The sequence below is a fragment of the Methanosarcina mazei S-6 genome, from assembly GCF_000970205.1.
GTDB classification, from domain to species: domain Archaea; phylum Halobacteriota; class Methanosarcinia; order Methanosarcinales; family Methanosarcinaceae; genus Methanosarcina; species Methanosarcina mazei.
The window spans coordinates 4,078,233-4,095,019 of the sequence record NZ_CP009512.1; the positions used below are offsets into that span (position 1 = coordinate 4,078,233).

The 16,787-nt window shown below is 40.9% G+C and carries 15 protein-coding genes and 1 tRNA gene; 8 read left to right on the forward strand and 8 right to left on the reverse strand.

What is annotated here, in order from left to right:
* Positions 1 to 694 precede the first annotated feature (694 nt).
* Together thiL and MSMAS_RS17530 are read left to right on the forward strand one after the other, a co-directional pair.
* Entirely contained in the window at positions 695 to 1,708 is a 1,014-nt protein-coding gene (gene thiL / locus MSMAS_RS17525) for a thiamine-phosphate kinase (RefSeq protein WP_048047041.1), read from the forward strand.
* Positions 1,709 to 1,881: 173 nt separating this feature from the next.
* Positions 1,882 to 5,376 carry an S-layer protein domain-containing protein gene (locus MSMAS_RS17530; protein ID WP_048046877.1) on the forward strand — a complete coding sequence of 1,165 codons (3,495 nt, stop codon included), beginning with the start codon at positions 1,882 to 1,884 and terminating at the stop codon, positions 5,374 to 5,376.
* Between the two features lie 112 nt (positions 5,377 to 5,488).
* Here MSMAS_RS17530 and MSMAS_RS17535 read toward each other — a convergent pair whose 3' ends face one another.
* The gene (locus MSMAS_RS17535) at positions 5,489 to 6,010 is read right to left on the reverse strand and encodes a helix-turn-helix domain-containing protein (RefSeq protein WP_048037712.1); all 522 of its coding nucleotides are present in this window, start codon (positions 6,008 to 6,010) and stop codon (positions 5,489 to 5,491) included.
* Between the two features lie 384 nt (positions 6,011 to 6,394).
* On the opposite strand from MSMAS_RS17535, the gene MSMAS_RS17540 reads away from it, so the two are divergent.
* The 3 genes from MSMAS_RS17540 to MSMAS_RS17550 all read left to right on the forward strand — a co-directional run bounded on the left by MSMAS_RS17540 (position 6,395) and on the right by MSMAS_RS17550 (position 9,105).
* The gene (locus tag MSMAS_RS17540) at positions 6,395 to 7,384 is read left to right on the forward strand and encodes an ABC transporter substrate-binding protein (protein WP_011033308.1); all 990 of its coding nucleotides are present in this window, start codon (positions 6,395 to 6,397) and stop codon (positions 7,382 to 7,384) included.
* 165 nt (positions 7,385 to 7,549) lie between these two features.
* Positions 7,550 to 8,338, forward strand: a complete 789-nt coding sequence (locus tag MSMAS_RS17545) for an ABC transporter permease (RefSeq protein ID WP_048046879.1) — start codon at positions 7,550 to 7,552, stop codon at positions 8,336 to 8,338.
* Positions 8,314 to 9,105, forward strand: coding sequence for an ABC transporter ATP-binding protein (locus tag MSMAS_RS17550; RefSeq protein WP_011033306.1), 792 nt, complete (start codon positions 8,314 to 8,316; stop codon positions 9,103 to 9,105). Before MSMAS_RS17545 ends, MSMAS_RS17550 begins: the two co-directional genes overlap by 25 nt.
* A gap of 43 nt (positions 9,106 to 9,148) precedes the next feature.
* On the opposite strand, the gene MSMAS_RS17555 is transcribed toward MSMAS_RS17550, so the two are convergent.
* The 5 genes from MSMAS_RS17555 to MSMAS_RS17575 form a co-directional block, all read right to left on the reverse strand.
* A complete protein-coding gene (locus tag MSMAS_RS17555) occupies positions 9,149 to 9,577 on the reverse strand; it encodes a bactofilin family protein (RefSeq protein ID WP_011033305.1) in 429 nt (142 codons plus the stop codon).
* Positions 9,578 to 9,923: 346 nt separating this feature from the next.
* Complete coding sequence (locus MSMAS_RS17560; protein ID WP_011033304.1) at positions 9,924 to 10,130, reverse strand: TRAM domain-containing protein; 207 nt, start codon at positions 10,128 to 10,130, stop codon at positions 9,924 to 9,926.
* A gap of 61 nt (positions 10,131 to 10,191) precedes the next feature.
* Positions 10,192 to 10,398, reverse strand: a complete 207-nt coding sequence (locus MSMAS_RS17565) for a TRAM domain-containing protein (protein WP_011033303.1) — start codon at positions 10,396 to 10,398, stop codon at positions 10,192 to 10,194.
* 64 nt (positions 10,399 to 10,462) lie between these two features.
* Entirely contained in the window at positions 10,463 to 10,669 is a 207-nt protein-coding gene (locus tag MSMAS_RS17570) for a TRAM domain-containing protein (protein WP_011033302.1), read from the reverse strand.
* A 66-nt stretch (positions 10,670 to 10,735) separates the two neighbouring features.
* A complete protein-coding gene (locus MSMAS_RS17575; RefSeq protein ID WP_011033301.1) occupies positions 10,736 to 10,942 on the reverse strand; it encodes a TRAM domain-containing protein in 207 nt (68 codons plus the stop codon).
* 550 nt (positions 10,943 to 11,492) lie between these two features.
* Here MSMAS_RS17575 and MSMAS_RS17580 point away from each other — a divergent pair.
* Together MSMAS_RS17580 and MSMAS_RS17585 are read left to right on the forward strand one after the other, a co-directional pair.
* Positions 11,493 to 11,566: transfer RNA gene (locus tag MSMAS_RS17580), tRNA-Lys, on the forward strand.
* A gap of 283 nt (positions 11,567 to 11,849) precedes the next feature.
* Positions 11,850 to 12,020 carry a ribbon-helix-helix domain-containing protein gene (locus tag MSMAS_RS17585; RefSeq protein WP_011033300.1) on the forward strand — a complete coding sequence of 57 codons (171 nt, stop codon included), beginning with the start codon at positions 11,850 to 11,852 and terminating at the stop codon, positions 12,018 to 12,020.
* A 261-nt stretch (positions 12,021 to 12,281) separates the two neighbouring features.
* Here MSMAS_RS17585 and MSMAS_RS17590 read toward each other — a convergent pair whose 3' ends face one another.
* The gene (locus MSMAS_RS17590) at positions 12,282 to 13,316 is read right to left on the reverse strand and encodes a methionine synthase (protein WP_011033299.1); all 1,035 of its coding nucleotides are present in this window, start codon (positions 13,314 to 13,316) and stop codon (positions 12,282 to 12,284) included.
* A gap of 240 nt (positions 13,317 to 13,556) precedes the next feature.
* Positions 13,557 to 14,597: a methionine synthase gene (locus MSMAS_RS17595; protein WP_011033298.1), complete on the reverse strand. Its 1,041-nt coding sequence runs from the start codon at positions 14,595 to 14,597 to the stop codon at positions 13,557 to 13,559.
* Positions 14,598 to 14,911: 314 nt separating this feature from the next.
* On the opposite strand from MSMAS_RS17595, the gene MSMAS_RS17600 reads away from it, so the two are divergent.
* The gene (locus MSMAS_RS17600; protein WP_011033297.1) at positions 14,912 to 16,648 is read left to right on the forward strand and encodes an asparagine synthase-related protein; all 1,737 of its coding nucleotides are present in this window, start codon (positions 14,912 to 14,914) and stop codon (positions 16,646 to 16,648) included.
* Positions 16,649 to 16,787: the final 139 nt, after the last annotated feature.

Below are 16,787 nucleotides of genomic sequence, written 5' to 3' on the forward strand. Positions count from 1 at the left end.
TTTTACAAAATTTACCCGAAATTGACTACTTTTGGAGAGTTTACCGGTAATTGACTACTTTAGCAGAGTTTACCGGAAATTGATTGCTTTAGCAGAATTTACTATTGAATCCTGCCGAAAAGATAACACCGGCATTTTTATTAGCATTCTGCTGGCACTTTTTAATTATTTAGTTTCATTTTCAGGAATTTGTTTAAAAATGATAAATTTTATCTTTTGTACAGTTTTATTACACTTTTTTGAATTTATTTAAAAATGATCAATTTTATCTTTTGTACAGTTTTATTACACTTTTTTTACAGGAAAAATTGTCCAGGAAGAAAGTCAGGAAAAACAGGTTATAGGTTCAAATTGATTTGAAGTTTACAAAAGTCTTATACATGTGGAAAATAAAAAGAAATTGATTCAACCCCTGTAAACCCCTGCTTATATCCGGGTTCCGAAGAGAGAAAAGACTGATATCCTGGAGCGTTTTCCAGAGTACATTCATTAATATTCTTGCTGTGTATCCGATATGTTCTTGCTGTATATCCGATAGATATCGAAAAGTCCTTTACAGTTGCCACAAAATTTTTGTGTAACTTTCAGGGTTACAAAAATTAAATAAAGGAGATTGACTCAGTCAATCTTAGCCCAAAAAAGGGAAAACATCTACAAAAAAGAAATAGGAAGTAATCGCTTCTAAAAAATGACCATGAAAGAAACAAAAGTGTCTTCAATCGGAGAGCGTGCTTTAATCTCGCGCTTATCTGAGATTTTCAATGCCCCTGATGGAGAGGAAAGAAGACAGGAAGAAGTCCTGATAGGTGCCGGTTCTGATGACTGTGCTGTCCTTGACCTGAAAGGTGAAGACTACCTGGTTGTTACGACTGATATGCTTCACATGACCACAGATTTTCCTGAAGGGATGACCCCCTGGCAGATGGGCTGGATGTCTGCAGCCGTAAACCTGAGCGATATAGCTGCCATGGGTGCAGAGCCCACAGGGCTGCTAATGGCAATAGGCATGCCTTCGGATACCGAAATCGCTTTTGTCGAAGAGCTTGCAAAAGGAATACAGGCATGTGCCGCGTTCTGCGGGACTTCTGTTATAGGAGGCGACCTTGATACCCATGCCGAGCTGACAATTACAGGGACAGCCCTGGGAAGAGTTAAAAAAAGTCAGCTCCTCCTTCGAAAAGGGGCAAAACCCGGAGACCTTGTCTGTGTTACGGGATATGCAGGATCAGCCGGAGCTGCCCTTAAAGCGGTCCAGTTAAAAAAACCGGTGAGTAAAAACGTCCTGAAAGCTCTTTTTGAACCGATCCCACGTACAAGGGAAGCTAAACAGCTTGCTGAGTCGGGTGCGGTCACGTCCATGATGGACACGAGTGACGGACTTGCTATGTCTCTTTACGACCTTTCCAGGCAGAGTAAAACAGGATTTAAAATCCGGGAAAATGCCCTTCCAATTCTCCCGGAAGTCAGGAAGTTTGCCTCAGGTCCAGAAGAACTTCTGGAATTTGCACTTTATACAGGCGGAGACTTCGAACTTATTTTTACAATTGATCCGGAACGCCTAAAAAAAGTACAAAATATATGTAACTTGACTATCATAGGAGAATGCACAGAGTATGAAACTGGTATCATGCTTGAATCCCCGGAATGCAGGCTGACAGCTATAAAACAGCTGGGATACCAGCAGCTAAAAGCCGAAACGGCTGATTAGCTTTCCTGAATAACTGACGTTAATCCCCCATATATTAAAAGCCTGAAATGAAAGAAAAAATTAAGAAATAAAGACTGGAAGGCTTATACTACCATAAAAATAGACAGAACTTCAGGCTGAATTGACTGATTAATAATTATATAATTTATGCACAAGGTTCAGAAGGATAGAATATGAAAAAAGATGGTCTACAAATATTTACAGCAATTCTGGTGCTGGGACTATTATTCTGTGGGACTGCAGGCGCAGTTCCGATTGTAATAGGAGAGATTACCCCCTCACAGAATTCTACTGTTACAGGGACGGTGGGAGCAACTCAAACATTCACCATTCCTTTAAACGAAACAGCCAGCGTTATATGGACTGAAAATGGCACGTCCACAACAATACCCACTGGTGACGGCAACATCGCAACTCTCAATCATGTTATCCAGACTGGCTCGTACCCGGTGACAGCTTCCATAGACGGTGCAGGGCAAATATCATCCTGGAATGTTGAAAGTACACCAGGAGTACCGGTTATCACTTTATCTAACCCTTCGTCGTCAAGTGTCAGCGGTAATGTAGGAGAATCAAGAACATTCACTGCGACTGTAGAGCCGGCAGCCGATATGTCATGGTACCTTAATGGAAATTTCCTTTACACAAATGCGTCTGTTGTTGAGTCTTCATATACAAACAGTTCTGCAGTAGCAGGCACATACACACTTGAAGTAAGAGCACAGAACTCTAATGGAGCTGCAGAACCAAAATCCTGGACATGGACAGTAGGTTCTTCAACAAATGGGATTCCTGTAGAGGTCAATCCTGCAGAAGGAAAAGTTGAAGTATCACAGGGAGAGACCAGGAATTTCTATGTTAATTCCACAAACAGCCAGAACATAAAAGTGGAATGGTTTGTCAATGATGAAACATCGTCCAGGAAAACTCAAGACGGTGTGACCTCATCGCTATATGAATTCAAGGAGAGCAATTCAGGTTCTTATACGCTTAAAGCAGTAGTCACTGATCCCAGCGGCAATTATGATGCAGTGACAAAGACATGGAACGTAACAGTCCAGTCCAAATATTATTCAAGCGGGAACAGGATCTGGGATGAAGGCCTTGGGTTATCCAGAACATATACCTGGAATGCCCAGAGTTATTCGGGCTTCTATTACGACCTTGATTCCGGAGTGTCTTCTGAAGAGATGACCATCAAGGATATAGGCAGAAATATAGATTCCGGAAACATCGAGTACATTACAAGGCCTACTGAAACCGACTTTGAGTACAAAGGCTGGGGTTCATACCAGATAATAGGGTTCATGGCAGAGAAATACTTTGCAGGCTACAATGATAACACTACAATTGAAAGTGTGGACGATGTAAGCCTGATATCAGATGGTGTACTTGCCAAGATCCTGATTGACAGCGATGACAAAGCGTCCGCATATTCAGGAGATTCCTTTGAACTTGAAGATGGATATGCACTGAACATTGTTGAAGTCGATGTTAATGGTAATAGTGTCTGGGTCCAGCTTGAAAAGGATGGAGATGTGGTAGATGACAATTTCATTTCCTCCGGTCAGGACTATGTTTATGAAACCGAAGTCGGAGAGGCAGAAGACGTACCAATAATCATAATCCATTTCGGCACGGTTTTCGCAGGCACAGAGACCTCTGCTGTCTTCATACAGGGTATCTTCCAGGTATCTGACACTTATGTGGAGCTTGCAAGTGGAGATTCCTTCGGGGAAATGGAAGTTACCTCCCTCAGCAGCAATGAAATAAAAATGAAAAATGAGGACGATATAAGCCTTGACAAAGGTGACACAATCGACCTTATGGGCAAGATACAGATTCAGGTAGCTGACGACAGCACATTGCGCTTTGCCCCAATACTTGACACCTCTGAAGAAGGAATTTATGAACTGCGCGGGACTGTTTATGATAAGGATGTCGATGGAGACTCCCTTCCAACCTGGACACCCCTTAACTTTGAAGGCTTTTACTACAGCATAGATGAGGGAATAGGAACCGAACAGCTGGAAATTAAAGAGTTGAAGGACAGGACCATTCCAGACGGAGCACTGGTCTACACATCCAGACCTCAGCCCGTTCAATTTGAACACAAATCCTGGGGCAATTTCACAGTTGTAGGTTTCATGGCAAAGAAATACTTTGCAGGATACCCCGAGGGTGCCGTTGGAGGTAAAATTGACGACGTGAGCCTTCTTTCGGACAGTGTCCTTTCAGAAGTCCTTACAGACAGCGATGATAAACGGTCCATGTACTCAGGAGACTCCTTTGAACTTGAAGAAGGCTATTCACTGAACATCCTGGAAGTGGACATTAATGGAAATAGCGTCTGGGTCCAGCTTGAAAAGGATGGAGATGTAGTAGATGACGATTTCATCACTTCAGGAGCTGACTACGTCTACGAAACTGAACTGGGAGAAGCAGAAGATATACCCGTAATCATTGTCCATTTCGGCACGGTTTTTGCAGGCACAGAGACCTCTGCTGTCTTCATAGAGGGAATCTTCCAGATCTCGGATGAGTACATCGAAATTAACAGTGGAGACACCTTCGATGAGATGGAGATCACCAGTGTCTCGTCAGACAGCATCACAATGAAGAATGAAGATAGCATCGGGCTTGGTGAAGACGAAACAGTCGATGTTATGGGTGATGTCAAGTTCAAGACAGCTGACGACAAAACTCTCAGGTTCTACCCCTTCGTTGAGGTTGAGACTGAAAGTAACTCCAGCAGAGAACTTAAGATCAACCTGCCTGGTGAAGTCATAATAGGCGATACCATCAATATCGAAGTAACTGCAGCTGATAATCCAATTGAAGGCATTACAGTAAAGGTCAATACAACCAGCCTGGGCAAGACAAATGCAGATGGAATTGTCGAGTACACAGCTGAAGAAGAAGGAACCTTCAAGATCACCGCAGAGAAAGATGGGTATACTACAGCAAACAAGAACATGAAAGTTATTCCTCCGAAAGAGAAAATGAGCCTCAATATTACTCCTGAAACGGTATATGTGGGAGACACAATCACAATAGAGGCCTTAAAGACAGTAGGAGGAAACCCGATTGAGAATGTAAATATCTCTATAGACGGCACTGCTGCTGGAAAGACCGGCTCTGACGGAAAGTTCACATATGCCACAGAAGAAGTCGGTAAAATCAAGATAAGTGCTACCGCAGAGGGCTTCCTTGAAAAAAGCGTTGATGTTGACGTAAAAGACTATGAAGCTATCTTCAAGTTCTCCAACCTGGTAGTTGACCCGATAGAGGTCAGAGCCGGAAAGGAGGCAAAGATAACTGTTGACGCCACAAACGAGGGTAATGCTGCAGGGGAATATAATGTGGAATTGTTTGTTAACGACACCTCGGTTGATTCCCAGCAGATTGCTCTTGATGTGGGAGAAAGCATAACATTAACCTTCGAACACAGCGAAGAAACTCCAGGCGAGTATAGCGTAAAAATAGCGGATCAGGAAACTACCTATACGGTAAAAGAAAAGTCTTCTGCTCTGCTTTACGTCCTGCTAGGTATTATCCTGCTACTGGTCGGCGGGATAGCATACATGTTTACCAAGGGAGGCTGGACTGTGGCAACTCTCCAGGCCAAGGTAGACGAACTCGTTAAATCAGCAAACCTGAAAAAATGAAACGATAAAAAGCAGAGAAAAGTCCAGATAAAAAAAAGTTTAAATTTCCCGCGTTAAATAAAAACGCGGGTTTCTTTTCTATTTTTAAAAGCACTGTTTAAAATCGCTCTTTTTATTCCATTTTCTTGAGCGCGCGCTCAATAGCATCTATCAGACTGTTCTTCGGAGCTATGGTTGTAACCGGGATGTTAAGGATTTTTTCCACTGTAGGACCTACGATAGGAGCGCAGACCAGGGCTTTTGCCCCGTCCCTTTCGGCATTTACAGCAGAGATAATTGCATCTTCCATAGATGTTGCCGAGTATTCCCTGATGGTGACAAGCCTGCCACCGATCTTTTTCTTTGTTTCCACGATATTGTCAAGTACGGATCTGGCTGCAATTACAGCGATAAATTCTCCACTATCTGATTCCTTAATATCACGGATAGTTTTTACAATCTGACGAAGGGTTTTTATGTTAGGGTCCCGGTTACCCGATAGGATCTTATAGAGGGTGCTCGGGGGGATGTTCGCCTTTTTCGCAAAATCCACTGCAGTCAGGTTAAGGTCTTCCTTAATAACAGCGGAAAGTGTTTTCTGAAACACTTCGTCGGACTCAAATGCGGATTTGATGACCTTGTCTGCAACATTCATTAAATTCAACCTCTGATCCTGTAAAAGATTTTGACAAATATTGAGAATTTACGTTTTACAGGAGTTTTTATTCCTAAATGAGAAATATATCCAGAAGTATTAATACATTTGGGTTATAATAGAAACGCATTTGAGAAAGTATATATAGCAAATTTCAGACAATATTAACACGTAAGAGGTTAATCTCTATTTTCACGGTGATTCTTCTTTCAATGAGAAAATGAAAGGATGGGAGGGGGATGGCTTTTTGAATAAATGTAAAAAAAGCCAGCAAAAAGGGAGTGAAAAATCTGCAAGATTTTCCTGAAGAGAACCCTATCCCAGTAGATCTTATTTAGCAGGTAGATCTATAGTGTAAGAAGAGGCAATTATTGAGGTGAAGTTTTGAGAAAATCAAGCATACTTATACTTGCTTTACTGCTGATCGCATCTATCTTCGTATCTGGCTGTGCTGATAATGAAGATGAAATTACTGAACTGAACATCGGCTACCAGCCGAGTACGCATCAGATTGCATATATGACTGCCTATGAGAAAGGGTGGTGGCAGGAAGATCTTGCACCTTACGGGATCACAAAAATAAATGAATATCAGTTTCCTACAGGCGCTCCGGAAATGCAGGCTATGATGGCTGGAAACCTGGATGTAGCTTATGTTGGAGCAGCCCCTGCTATTACAGCCCTCAGCCAGGGTCTCGATGCAAAGATTGTTGCACCTGTACAGATAAATGGTTCAAGCATTGTTCTCAGGCCTGAGCACGAGTATGAAAGCCCTGAAGACCTGAAAGGGCTCAGTATTGCTACCTTCCCGCCAGGAACAATCCAGGACACCCTGATCAGAGACTGGCTTAAGGATAACGGGCTTAATCCTGAGACAGATGTAAAAATTCTTGGGATGGCTCCGGGAGATGCTGTCACCGCTATTTCAGCCAAACAGGTCGATGCTGTCTTCCTGCCACATCCCTCACCTTCTGTAATCGAAGCTGAAGGCAATGGGCGTACGGTTGTACAATCTGGAGAGATGAGTCCGAACCATGCCTGCTGTGTGCTTCTTATTAGCGGAAAACTTATCAGAGATCACCCTGATGTCGTGGAACAGATTGTAAAGACCCACATTAAGGCAACCGAATATAATCAAGAAAATCAGGATGAAGCTGCCCAGATCTACTCAAACAAAACCACAGAGAATGTAGAAGTTATAAAGAAATCTCTTGAGGAATGGGATGGAGCCTGGATAACAGACCCTGAACTGATTAAAAATTCAACTGTCGAATATGCAAATATCCAGTATGAACTTAATTACACCCAGAAGCCTCTGACAGAAGAAGAAATATTTGACACAAGTTTCTACGAAAAAGCAGAAAATGAAGAATAAAAGAAGAAATAGAACAGATAAAGTGAAAAGTAAAAGGAACAATTAAATAAATTATTGAATATGTTAAGCTGCCCCAAATATAAAAGGGGCAGTTTTGAACTTTAACCATCCTGAAAACAGAAAACTGCCGGAAAGATAAAAAACTAAGAATCCTTTTAATAAGACATGAAAATTAATTTCATAAAAACAATCGAAGAAAAAGGCATTGAAGCATTATCTCTTGTAATCGCGGTTGCCATATGGCAGCTTGTAGCGGATAGAATTGTACAGAACAAACTGCTTCTGCCAAGTTTTTATGATGTGGTAAACTCTTTTACCGTGATTGTTAAAAATGGACTAATTTATACGGATACCCTGACAAGTTTACTCCATTTCTCAATTGGTATTGCAGCTGCTTTTATACTTGGTATTCCTCTTGGAATAATCATGGGGTGGTTTAAAACGGCAAACAGGGCAATCGACCCTATAATAGAAATCCTGCGTCCGATCCCTCCTCTTGCCTGGATCCCTTTTGCAATAGTATGGTTCGGGCTCACACATCAGGCAGCAGGTTTCGTTGTGTTTGCAGGGATGATCTTCCCAATAATTATTAATACCTACACTGGTTTTAAGAACGTTCCACGAGTCTATATTGAGGCAGCAAAGGTTCTTGGCTGTACACGTAATATAGACCTCATCCGCTATATTGCGATCCCTTCAGCTATGCCTTCGATTGCTGCAGGGATAAGGATTGCAATGGGTGTAGGCTGGATGTGCCTTGTAGCAGCAGAGATGTTTGGAGTAAGCAATAGAGGGCTTGGTTACCAGATATGGCACAATTATTACCTGCACAGAATGGATTTCGTGCTTGTATATATGCTCCTGCTGGGGTTCATAGGTCTTTTCATAGACCGTTTCTTCAGATACTATGTAGATGAAAAGCTTCTCAGATGGAAGTCAGGGACTGTGATGTAAAAATGGGTAGAGTAAGTGTAAAAAACGTTTCACGCATCTTCACCAAAAAAGAAGATGGGTCCGGAACCGAAGCTCTGCATAATATAAGTTTTGATGTGCAGGATGGAGAGTTTATCTGCCTCCTCGGGCCTTCAGGCTGCGGGAAGACAACACTGCTTAGAATAACTGCAGGTCTTGAGACCCTTACCTCAGGAGAAATCACACTCAATGGAGTTCCCATAACAGGTCCTGACCCAAAAAGAGGTATGGTTTTCCAGCAATACTCTCTGTTTCCCTGGAGAACCGTTATAGACAATATTACTTTTGGTCTGGAAATGCAGGGAATTGATAAGACCAGAGCTCGAAAACAGGTTGAAAAATACCTGGAACTTGTAGGCCTGGAGCAGTTTAAAAACAGCTATCCTCATGAGCTGTCAGGAGGCATGCAGCAGAGAGCTGCCATTGCAAGAGCCCTTGCTAACGAGCCTGAGGTGCTCCTCATGGACGAACCCTTTGGAGCTCTTGACGCTCAGACCCGGAACGTACTTCAGGACGAGCTCCTGAAGATATGGGAACAAAAACATGTAACATTCCTTTTTGTAACTCACAGCGTGGACGAAGCTGTAGTCCTCTCTGACAGAATAATAGTTATGACTTCAAGGCCGGGAAGGATAAAGGAAATCGTAAAAGTGGAAATACCCCGCCCTAGAAGCCGAACCAGTCCGGAAGTAAACCGCCTGAGGGATCACATCCTCAAACTTCTGGAAGAAGAAAGGTTTACCAGGTAAGTTACTGGAAAAAATGAAAAACGAGTTTTGAACGAGCCGAAAATTATTTTTCGGCCCTAATAATTACTTTTGTTAACGGCTCCACTCTTTTTACAGCAACTTTTCCAACAAGCTCAAGAGTTCCTCCCGCTTTTACTGAACCAAGAGAACAGCCAGGCCTCACACGAATATCTCCTCCACAGACTGCAATATTTATCCTTGCCCTGTCAAGAAGAACAAGTTCGGATACTGTTTCTATATTACCCAGAACTTTTGCTGCTGCACAGATAATGGCACTTCCAGCTTTCACGTTGCCCTGAACAATAGAACCTTTCCCGAGTTCAAGTCTGCCTGATACGGTGAGATTTTTCCAGAACTTTACTTCCGGTCCGACAATAACGTTGCCGTCCAGTGTAAGGTCTTCTTCCAGAAAAGCCCTTTTTTCAATCACGTAAGTGTTGGACCGGGGGTGGTACTTAATAAAGCGCGTCATTGGAAATTACTCCGGGTTACTGTCCCCAGCTATCGATTGAAGAAAGCCGTAAACAATTTGCTTTTATGGCTATGTAAAAACTTTGCCAATTGGATTTCAAAGTATGATTGAACATCTATTATATAATATCATCGTATGTTCACTAACAGAAGCCTCAATAAGAAACCGGCAAAATAATAGTGTACGGACTAAGAAAAATCAAATTGAAAAAAAAGACCGGCTAGAAAAAGTGATTCCGCGATACTCAAAGCCGGAAATTAGTGTGATTTTGAAATTAAGAGTAAAAAAGACTGAAAAATTATAAGTAAATATTTTTCAGCCTGCTTTCTTTTTTAAATTGTCCTGTTTATTCAACAAGGCTGGCAAAACCGTATTTGGGGAGTACCCTTTCGATTTTGATCCTTACTTCGTCGCCTACTTTGGTGCCCGGGACAAAGATTACAAAACCCTCTATGCGGGCAATGCCGTCTCCCTGGCGAGCGAGGTCCTGAATTGTAACGTCGTAAACTTCGCCTTCTTCAACAGGAACAGAGCCACTTTCTTCTCTGAACATGAAAACCATTCCTTTAATCAGGTTAAAACTTGGTATAACCAGGTGTTTTCTCAACCCAAACTTACTCGACAACGCTTGCAAATGCAAACTTGGGAAGTACTCTTTCGACTTTAATGCGAACTTCATCGCCTACTTTAGTGCCCGGGACAAAGATTACAAACCCTTCTATGCGAGCAATGCCATCTCCCTGGCGAGCAATATCCTGAATTGTAACATCGTAGACTTCGCCCTCTTCGACAGGGACTGAGCGACTTTCTTCTCTGAACATGAAAACCATTCCTTTAATTTACTTTAGTTAAATCTTTAGTGTTAATTTAATACCCCTTATTGAGTTACTCGACAACACTTGCAAATGCAAACTTGGGAAGAACTCTTTCGACCTTAATCTGGACTTCGTCACCAACACTGGTGTTAGGGACAAAGACTACAAAACCCTCAATACGAGCAATGCCGTCTCCCTGACGGGCGATGTCCTGAATTGTAACATCGTAAACTTCACCCTCTTCGACAGGGACCGGGCGACTTTCTTCTCTGAACATGAAAACCATTCCTTTAATTTACTAACAAAATTTAAAATACTGCGTAATTATTCTCTCAACCCAAACTTACTCAACAACGCTTGCAAATGCAAATTTCGGAAGTACCCTTTCGACTTTAATCTGGACTTCGTCGCCTACACTGGTATTCGGGACAAAAACCACAAAGCCTTCGATACGGGCAATGCCGTCTCCCTGGCGAGCAATATCCTGAATAGTTACGTCGTAAGTTTCACCCTCTTCAACGGGCACAGAAATACGTTCATCTCTAAACATTAGATTCATTCCTTTGACTTCTATTAATCAGCTTATTAAAGCTCCATGGACAGAACAGAAAAGAGTAAAAACAGTACTTTACAGGCCAAACTTGAAGAACCAAATTCAGGAAGTACACATTCTACTTAATCTATTACAGTGACTAAGCCCCAATAGAGCTTCGGATAAGTCAATTAATTGGTCATACTCATATTCGCTTGTATATAACGTTTTGCTTTAATTCATCAAAAAAAGAAAAATAGAGAAGTTAGGAAACTACCCCGAATCTGATTTCCGGAGTTCAGGAATCTTACTTCAAAAACAGGATAAGTAATGAGAAATTATTAATAATTAATATAAAAAATAAAACTAATCTGAATAAAATTGTATATTACAATAAAAAATGATTCCTTAACATAAAAGTAAAATTTTCTTGAGATTCTGATGAATACAGAAAAAAATCCTGATTTCTGGTTATGAAGAAATATGGAAATTGCCTGCATAGGCGCAATCTATAAATATTTGAAAATACATTCTGAGAGTCGCTCATTAAATGAGAACAATAATGCGTGGGCCCGTAGCTTAGTCAGGCAGAGCGATGGACTCTTAATCCATAGGCCGGGGGTTCAAATCCCTTCGGGCCCGCTGATCTCAAACTTTTTCTGGCAATTTTTATCTTTATACCTCTTTTCTATGCTTTCTTTTAATGCTCGATTATTTCCACTTTCGGTGAATTTCCACTATTCGATGAATTCTTACTTTTCGATCACCTGAGAGATAAACCTGAAATGAAGGAAGAGTTATCAATCAGGAAAGATAAAAACGCACATGATATTCTTCGAATAACATGCCCATAAAATGAAAGTACTTGAAAGCACTTTCATGCCAAATTAAAAATAAAAAGAAGAAAAGATGGAGTGCAACCCTGATGCCAAAAGTAAGCGTGGAGATCCCTCAGGAACTCCTTGATGACCTTAACAAGCACGTAGGAGACAACAAGAAGTTTGTAAGTCAATCGGATGCTATCCGAACCTCTATTCGTAAAATGCTTGATATGATGGACGAGATTGATAGGAGACATGGTAGGCTTAATGAGTGAATCCCTGGCATATGAAACTCTATCCGACAAAAAATCTTATTAAACTAAAAACTACAAAAATACCACCCCTTTATTTCTACTGTGTTCTGGGATCAGTAGACTAATTTTATGAGATTTACAGGGAGTAGCAGATTTTCTTCTGGAAAAAATGAGGGTTGACTATAATATAATCAGAGAAGTTTCTGATTTTTCGGCGGGTTATTGAAAGAAAAATCTTCAGACTTAAAAAGAAAGAGGACCTAAAAAGAAAGGTTTTCAGGGTTAAAGATTTTCCCTGAAATTTTTGATACCCTGTGCGACGTTTGAAAGCAGGATAAAAGCTATTCTCTGGTTAGGCCATGAACCCAGGCCGCAGTCAGGACCCACATATTTGATCAGACTGCCAAAACGCCTGTATGCCAGCTTCAACCTTTTTTCAATAACTTCCGGAGTTTCCAGCTGCGAAACGATTTCAGGGATATATTGCTGATCTTTCCAGATGTTGGTACAGTATTTCTCATTGAGAATTCCAGCAAGGGAAAAAATATCCGTTCTTGCAATTCCAATCCTCAGGAAAGAATCGGTGTCTTCAAGCATCTTTTTGTCAATAAGCTCAAGGTAAGAAGGAGTGCCTGCAGACTCAACGCCTATTACATTGATTGTGGTGGTCTCACAGGCATAATTGTAATAAAGAGGGGAATGAAGATGGATCTCCACGTCAGCTCCCCATTTGCTTGCAGCCTTAGAAGCTTCTGTAAGGGCGGAGATAACATCGTTTTCATCAAAGGCAAGTTCAGGATTGAGTCCTATGCTTGGCTCGTCAATTGAAACCGTTGCGATCTTAAAGTGTTTTGCAGATTTCATCGAGTTCCGGACAAACCTGTTTATGCTCTTTGCAAAAAGAGTGTATATATCCGTATACCTGGTGCCTCCGAACTCTTTCAGGTAAAGTTCGGTTGGGCCGGTCACACAGATACGGACCTTTAAGGTCTCCCCGAATTTTTCTTTATAAGCTTTTGCTACCGTCTCTATAGCCTCAAGCTCTTCAATCCTTGCGCATTCCAGTTTTACCTCAAAGGGACTGTCTGTACAGTTAGAATCCCGGATAACCTTCAGGAACTGCTCGTTCATGTCCTGATACTGGGGATAGGTAGGAACTTCTACGCCTGCATCGATTTTCTGCTGAAAAGCATCATTGATTACAGTAAAAAGTTTCTCATCTTCTGCTCTCGTTTTAAAGGCATTCTGCACCCATTCCCTGCTAACTCCTTCAGGGAGTGGATAGCTTCCTATATCATCAAAGATGATTTCTTTCATGCTCTCTAGTATACCTGTAAGAATTTATTATTATTGGAAAGACAGTAAAATTATAAAATAACAGATGAGAAATACTATGAGAATATCTTCTCAAAGGAGAACAATTCATCTGTTTATCCGTTGATTTTTTTCGAGTTGCCCCCCCTTCCGGAGTTATTCATCTACCCGGGCTGTTAATTTGCCTGAATTGTCCATTTTCCGGAGTTGTTCATTTACCTGGATTGTAACTTTCCGGAGCTATTAGAGGTCTTTCATCTCTGCATTAAATGCATTGATGCCTTTTGCCGTATTTTCAAGCAATCTGAAAGCAAGCTCCTGGTCCGGCCAGAATGCTAGCCCGCAGTCAGGACTTGCGTATTTTATACGGTCCCCAAGAATAGAGCAGGCTTTTTCAAGCCTTTTTTGTATTATATCAGGAGTTTCAAGTTCCGTGACGATTTTTTGCATATATTCTTTTTCTTTCCAGGCGTTAACTCCATAGGTCTCGTTAACCATGCCTATGAGGCTTGAAATATCAGTCCGTGAGACCCCGAGCCTTATATAAGTATTCGAATCTTCCAGAATTTTTTTGTCCATAAGGTCTATATAAGAAGGAGTTGCAGCGTATTCAAACCCCATAACGTTGATAGGGGTCTCGCAAATGAGTTTGTACTTTAAAGGAGAGTGCAGGTGGATCTCCACATCAGCCCCCTGTTTCCGCGCGTAAGTGGAAGCCAGAGTAAGGGCAGAAACAATATCTAAGTCAGAAAACTGAATTTTATCGTTCATTCCAAGGCTTGGTTCATCCAGGGCGATAACCTTAATTTTGAAGTTTTTCGCAGCTTTAAACGCCTGCTTTATGAAGTTCTCAATATTCAGAGCCATGATATGGTATGCATCTGAGAAAGCCGTTGCCCCGAAAGCCTGAAGGTAAAGGTCAGTTGGACCGGCAACACAAACTCTAACCTCCAGAGTCTTGCCTGTCCTTTCTCTGTACTGTTTTGCAACCTCATCAATTATCTCCAGCTCAAGGATTTTTGCGTTCTCTTCTTTTAAGACGTAGGGCTCATAACAGTTTTTCTCATCTCTGATAATGTCAAGAAACTGTCCTATCATATCTCTAAACTGCGGATAAGTGGGAACATGAACTCCAGCGTCTATTTTTCTCTGAAAAGCGTCACTTACCAGAGAAAAGAGTTTTTGGTCCTCAGTTCGGCTCTCGGCTGCAGCTTTCACCCATTCCCTCGTAAAACCTTCAGGTGTTGGGAGACTGCCTCCATCGATAAAAATGATCTCCTGCATATTTGTATGTAAGATTGATCGAGTATTATAAGTATTGGAATTACTCCGAATAATAAACTTAAGGAACAGATAATAAAATAAAACTTTTAAAAGAATAATATATAAAAATATTTAACAGTATAAATATAAAAATAAATTTAAAGTAACAAAGAGTATAGAGTTTAAGGGAGTTTTAAGAGCTTTGCCCGGAACAGGCATATTCGAAATTTAACATTTCGGTCTTTCTCTTAAATTGTTAAAATAATTCAGGAGCTGCAGAGAAGTTTAAAATTACCACATTGTTTAAGATGTCAGGTTTTTGGGGGGTTTGGGTTATGAAAACTGAAATAAAATTACTGAATGAGTATTATCCCTGGCAAGAAATAAAACTCAAGGGAGCCAGATGCTATCTAAAAGGAAATGTATTTCTGGAGAATGAATTTCTGAGTACGGAAAGGCTTGCTGAGTTAATATCTTCATTAATCTGTAAAGAGGAACAGGAAAAGGAAACGAGAAATTTCCTTAAGAAATTAAACGGGGTATTTGCACTTGTTGCCGAAACTAAAGATATTATTTTTTGTGTTGTTGATAAAACAAGAAGCACTCCTCTGTTTTATGTAAAAACAAAAAATAGTTTTATTGTATCAGACAGTGCCCATTATTTAAAAGATAAAATTAACCCGCATCTGAATGAGGAAAATGCTGCAGAGTTTATGGTTGCAGGTTATGTAACAGGCAATGAGACCTTATTTGATGATATAAAACAGGTAAGAAATGCAGAATTTTTAATTTATCAAAAAAATGACGGGCTTCTGAAGTCCTGTTGCTACTTCAAATTTTTACACGGGAATTATTACGAACTGCCTGAAAATGCATTGCTTGAGATTTTTGACCGGACACTTGTAAATGCTTTCTCAAGGCTTGTAAAAAGCACCAGTCAACAGGGAAAAACGCTGGTTGTTCCGCTAAGCGGCGGGCTTGATTCTCGCATCATTGTTGCAATGCTGAAGAGGCTTGGAGCTAATGATGTCATATGTGTAAGTTACGGGAGAAAAGGTTGCCGGGAGTCAGAAATAAGCAAAAATGTGGCAGAAGCTCTCGGGTATGAGTGGATTTTCGTAGAATCTACAGCAAAAAAATGGCGTGAAAATTATAATTCAAAAGAAGCGGACCTGTTCCGGATTTGGGCTGCAAACCTGACATCTCTCCCGCACATGCAGGACTTTCCTACTGTAAAAGAGTTAAAGCTCCAGGGGAAAATACCGGAAAATTCAGTATTCGTTCCCGGACATACGGGATACGGCACTTATATTCCCGATTCAGCGAGTTTCGATTTAGAAGCTTACCTGGAAGCCTCTCTGAAAAAACATTACAACCTGTGGCCATATGGACAGGAGCCCGAAAAGGTCTTCAAGCAGAGGGTAAGCAAATTAATATCAGGACTTGAAATTAAAGACAACGAAACATTTGCAAATGCACTCGAATATTTTGATTCCAATGAAAGGCAGGCAAAATTTATCCTCAATTCAGTCAGAGTTTATGAGTTTTTTGGATACGAATGGAGGATTCCATTATGCGACTCCGAATTGATTGAATTCTTTTTAAGGGTACCGATTGAATACAGGATAAACTGTAACCTCTACAAAAAATATGCCAGAAACTGCCTGTTTTCAGGAGAACTGGAGATGCTTCAAAAAATTGACTGTACCACCGATTTCCTGAACCTCAAGGCTCTGAAAAAGAGATCAATATATGAAAAGGTCCTTCATTACAGGACATTCGCTCACAGTTACTATGATCAAAAAGTGAATAACCCTGTATGGGGAAGGTACTTTGAAAATCCTCTTATTTCGAGACTTCTAATTAAAGTTTCAAGATATGAAAACGAAAATATTGATGACTACCCACTACTAAAATCAATCCTGGAATACAGAAACGAAGAAAAATATCCTCTGACAGTGAATGGAATGAGTTCCCTTGAATACCTTTCAGGCATTAAAGGAGAAACTTATGCTTCCAGGAGCAAGAAAGTTATTAAGCCAGCTGGCTCTCCGGTAAAAAGGCCTCTTTAATTAGCTGATTTTTAAATAGCTGACATGAAAAGAGGAAAACTATGGCTAAAAAACTTTAAAATAGAGATTAAGAGAATTCCTGGGATCGATGAGCTCCTGCTGGAGCATAAACATTGTATTTGATAGAAAAAATGTTCTT

Coding starts and splice junctions, on each gene's coding strand:
- thiL (WP_048047041.1), top strand. CDS start 695: ATGAAAGAAACAAAAGTGTCTTCAATCGGAGAGCGTGCTTTAATCTCG.
- MSMAS_RS17530 (WP_048046877.1), top strand. CDS start 1,882: ATGAAAAAAGATGGTCTACAAATATTTACAGCAATTCTGGTGCTGGGA.
- MSMAS_RS17535 (WP_048037712.1), bottom strand. CDS start 6,010: ATGAATGTTGCAGACAAGGTCATCAAATCCGCATTTGAGTCCGACGAA.
- MSMAS_RS17545 (WP_048046879.1), top strand. CDS start 7,550: ATGAAAATTAATTTCATAAAAACAATCGAAGAAAAAGGCATTGAAGCA.
- MSMAS_RS17550 (WP_011033306.1), top strand. CDS start 8,314: ATGGAAGTCAGGGACTGTGATGTAAAAATGGGTAGAGTAAGTGTAAAA.
- MSMAS_RS17555 (WP_011033305.1), bottom strand. CDS start 9,577: ATGACGCGCTTTATTAAGTACCACCCCCGGTCCAACACTTACGTGATT.
- MSMAS_RS17560 (WP_011033304.1), bottom strand. CDS start 10,130: ATGTTCAGAGAAGAAAGTGGCTCTGTTCCTGTTGAAGAAGGCGAAGTT.
- MSMAS_RS17565 (WP_011033303.1), bottom strand. CDS start 10,398: ATGTTCAGAGAAGAAAGTCGCTCAGTCCCTGTCGAAGAGGGCGAAGTC.
- MSMAS_RS17570 (WP_011033302.1), bottom strand. CDS start 10,669: ATGTTCAGAGAAGAAAGTCGCCCGGTCCCTGTCGAAGAGGGTGAAGTT.
- MSMAS_RS17575 (WP_011033301.1), bottom strand. CDS start 10,942: ATGTTTAGAGATGAACGTATTTCTGTGCCCGTTGAAGAGGGTGAAACT.
- MSMAS_RS17585 (WP_011033300.1), top strand. CDS start 11,850: ATGCCAAAAGTAAGCGTGGAGATCCCTCAGGAACTCCTTGATGACCTT.
- MSMAS_RS17590 (WP_011033299.1), bottom strand. CDS start 13,316: ATGAAAGAAATCATCTTTGATGATATAGGAAGCTATCCACTCCCTGAA.
- MSMAS_RS17595 (WP_011033298.1), bottom strand. CDS start 14,597: ATGCAGGAGATCATTTTTATCGATGGAGGCAGTCTCCCAACACCTGAA.
- MSMAS_RS17600 (WP_011033297.1), top strand. CDS start 14,912: ATGAAAACTGAAATAAAATTACTGAATGAGTATTATCCCTGGCAAGAA.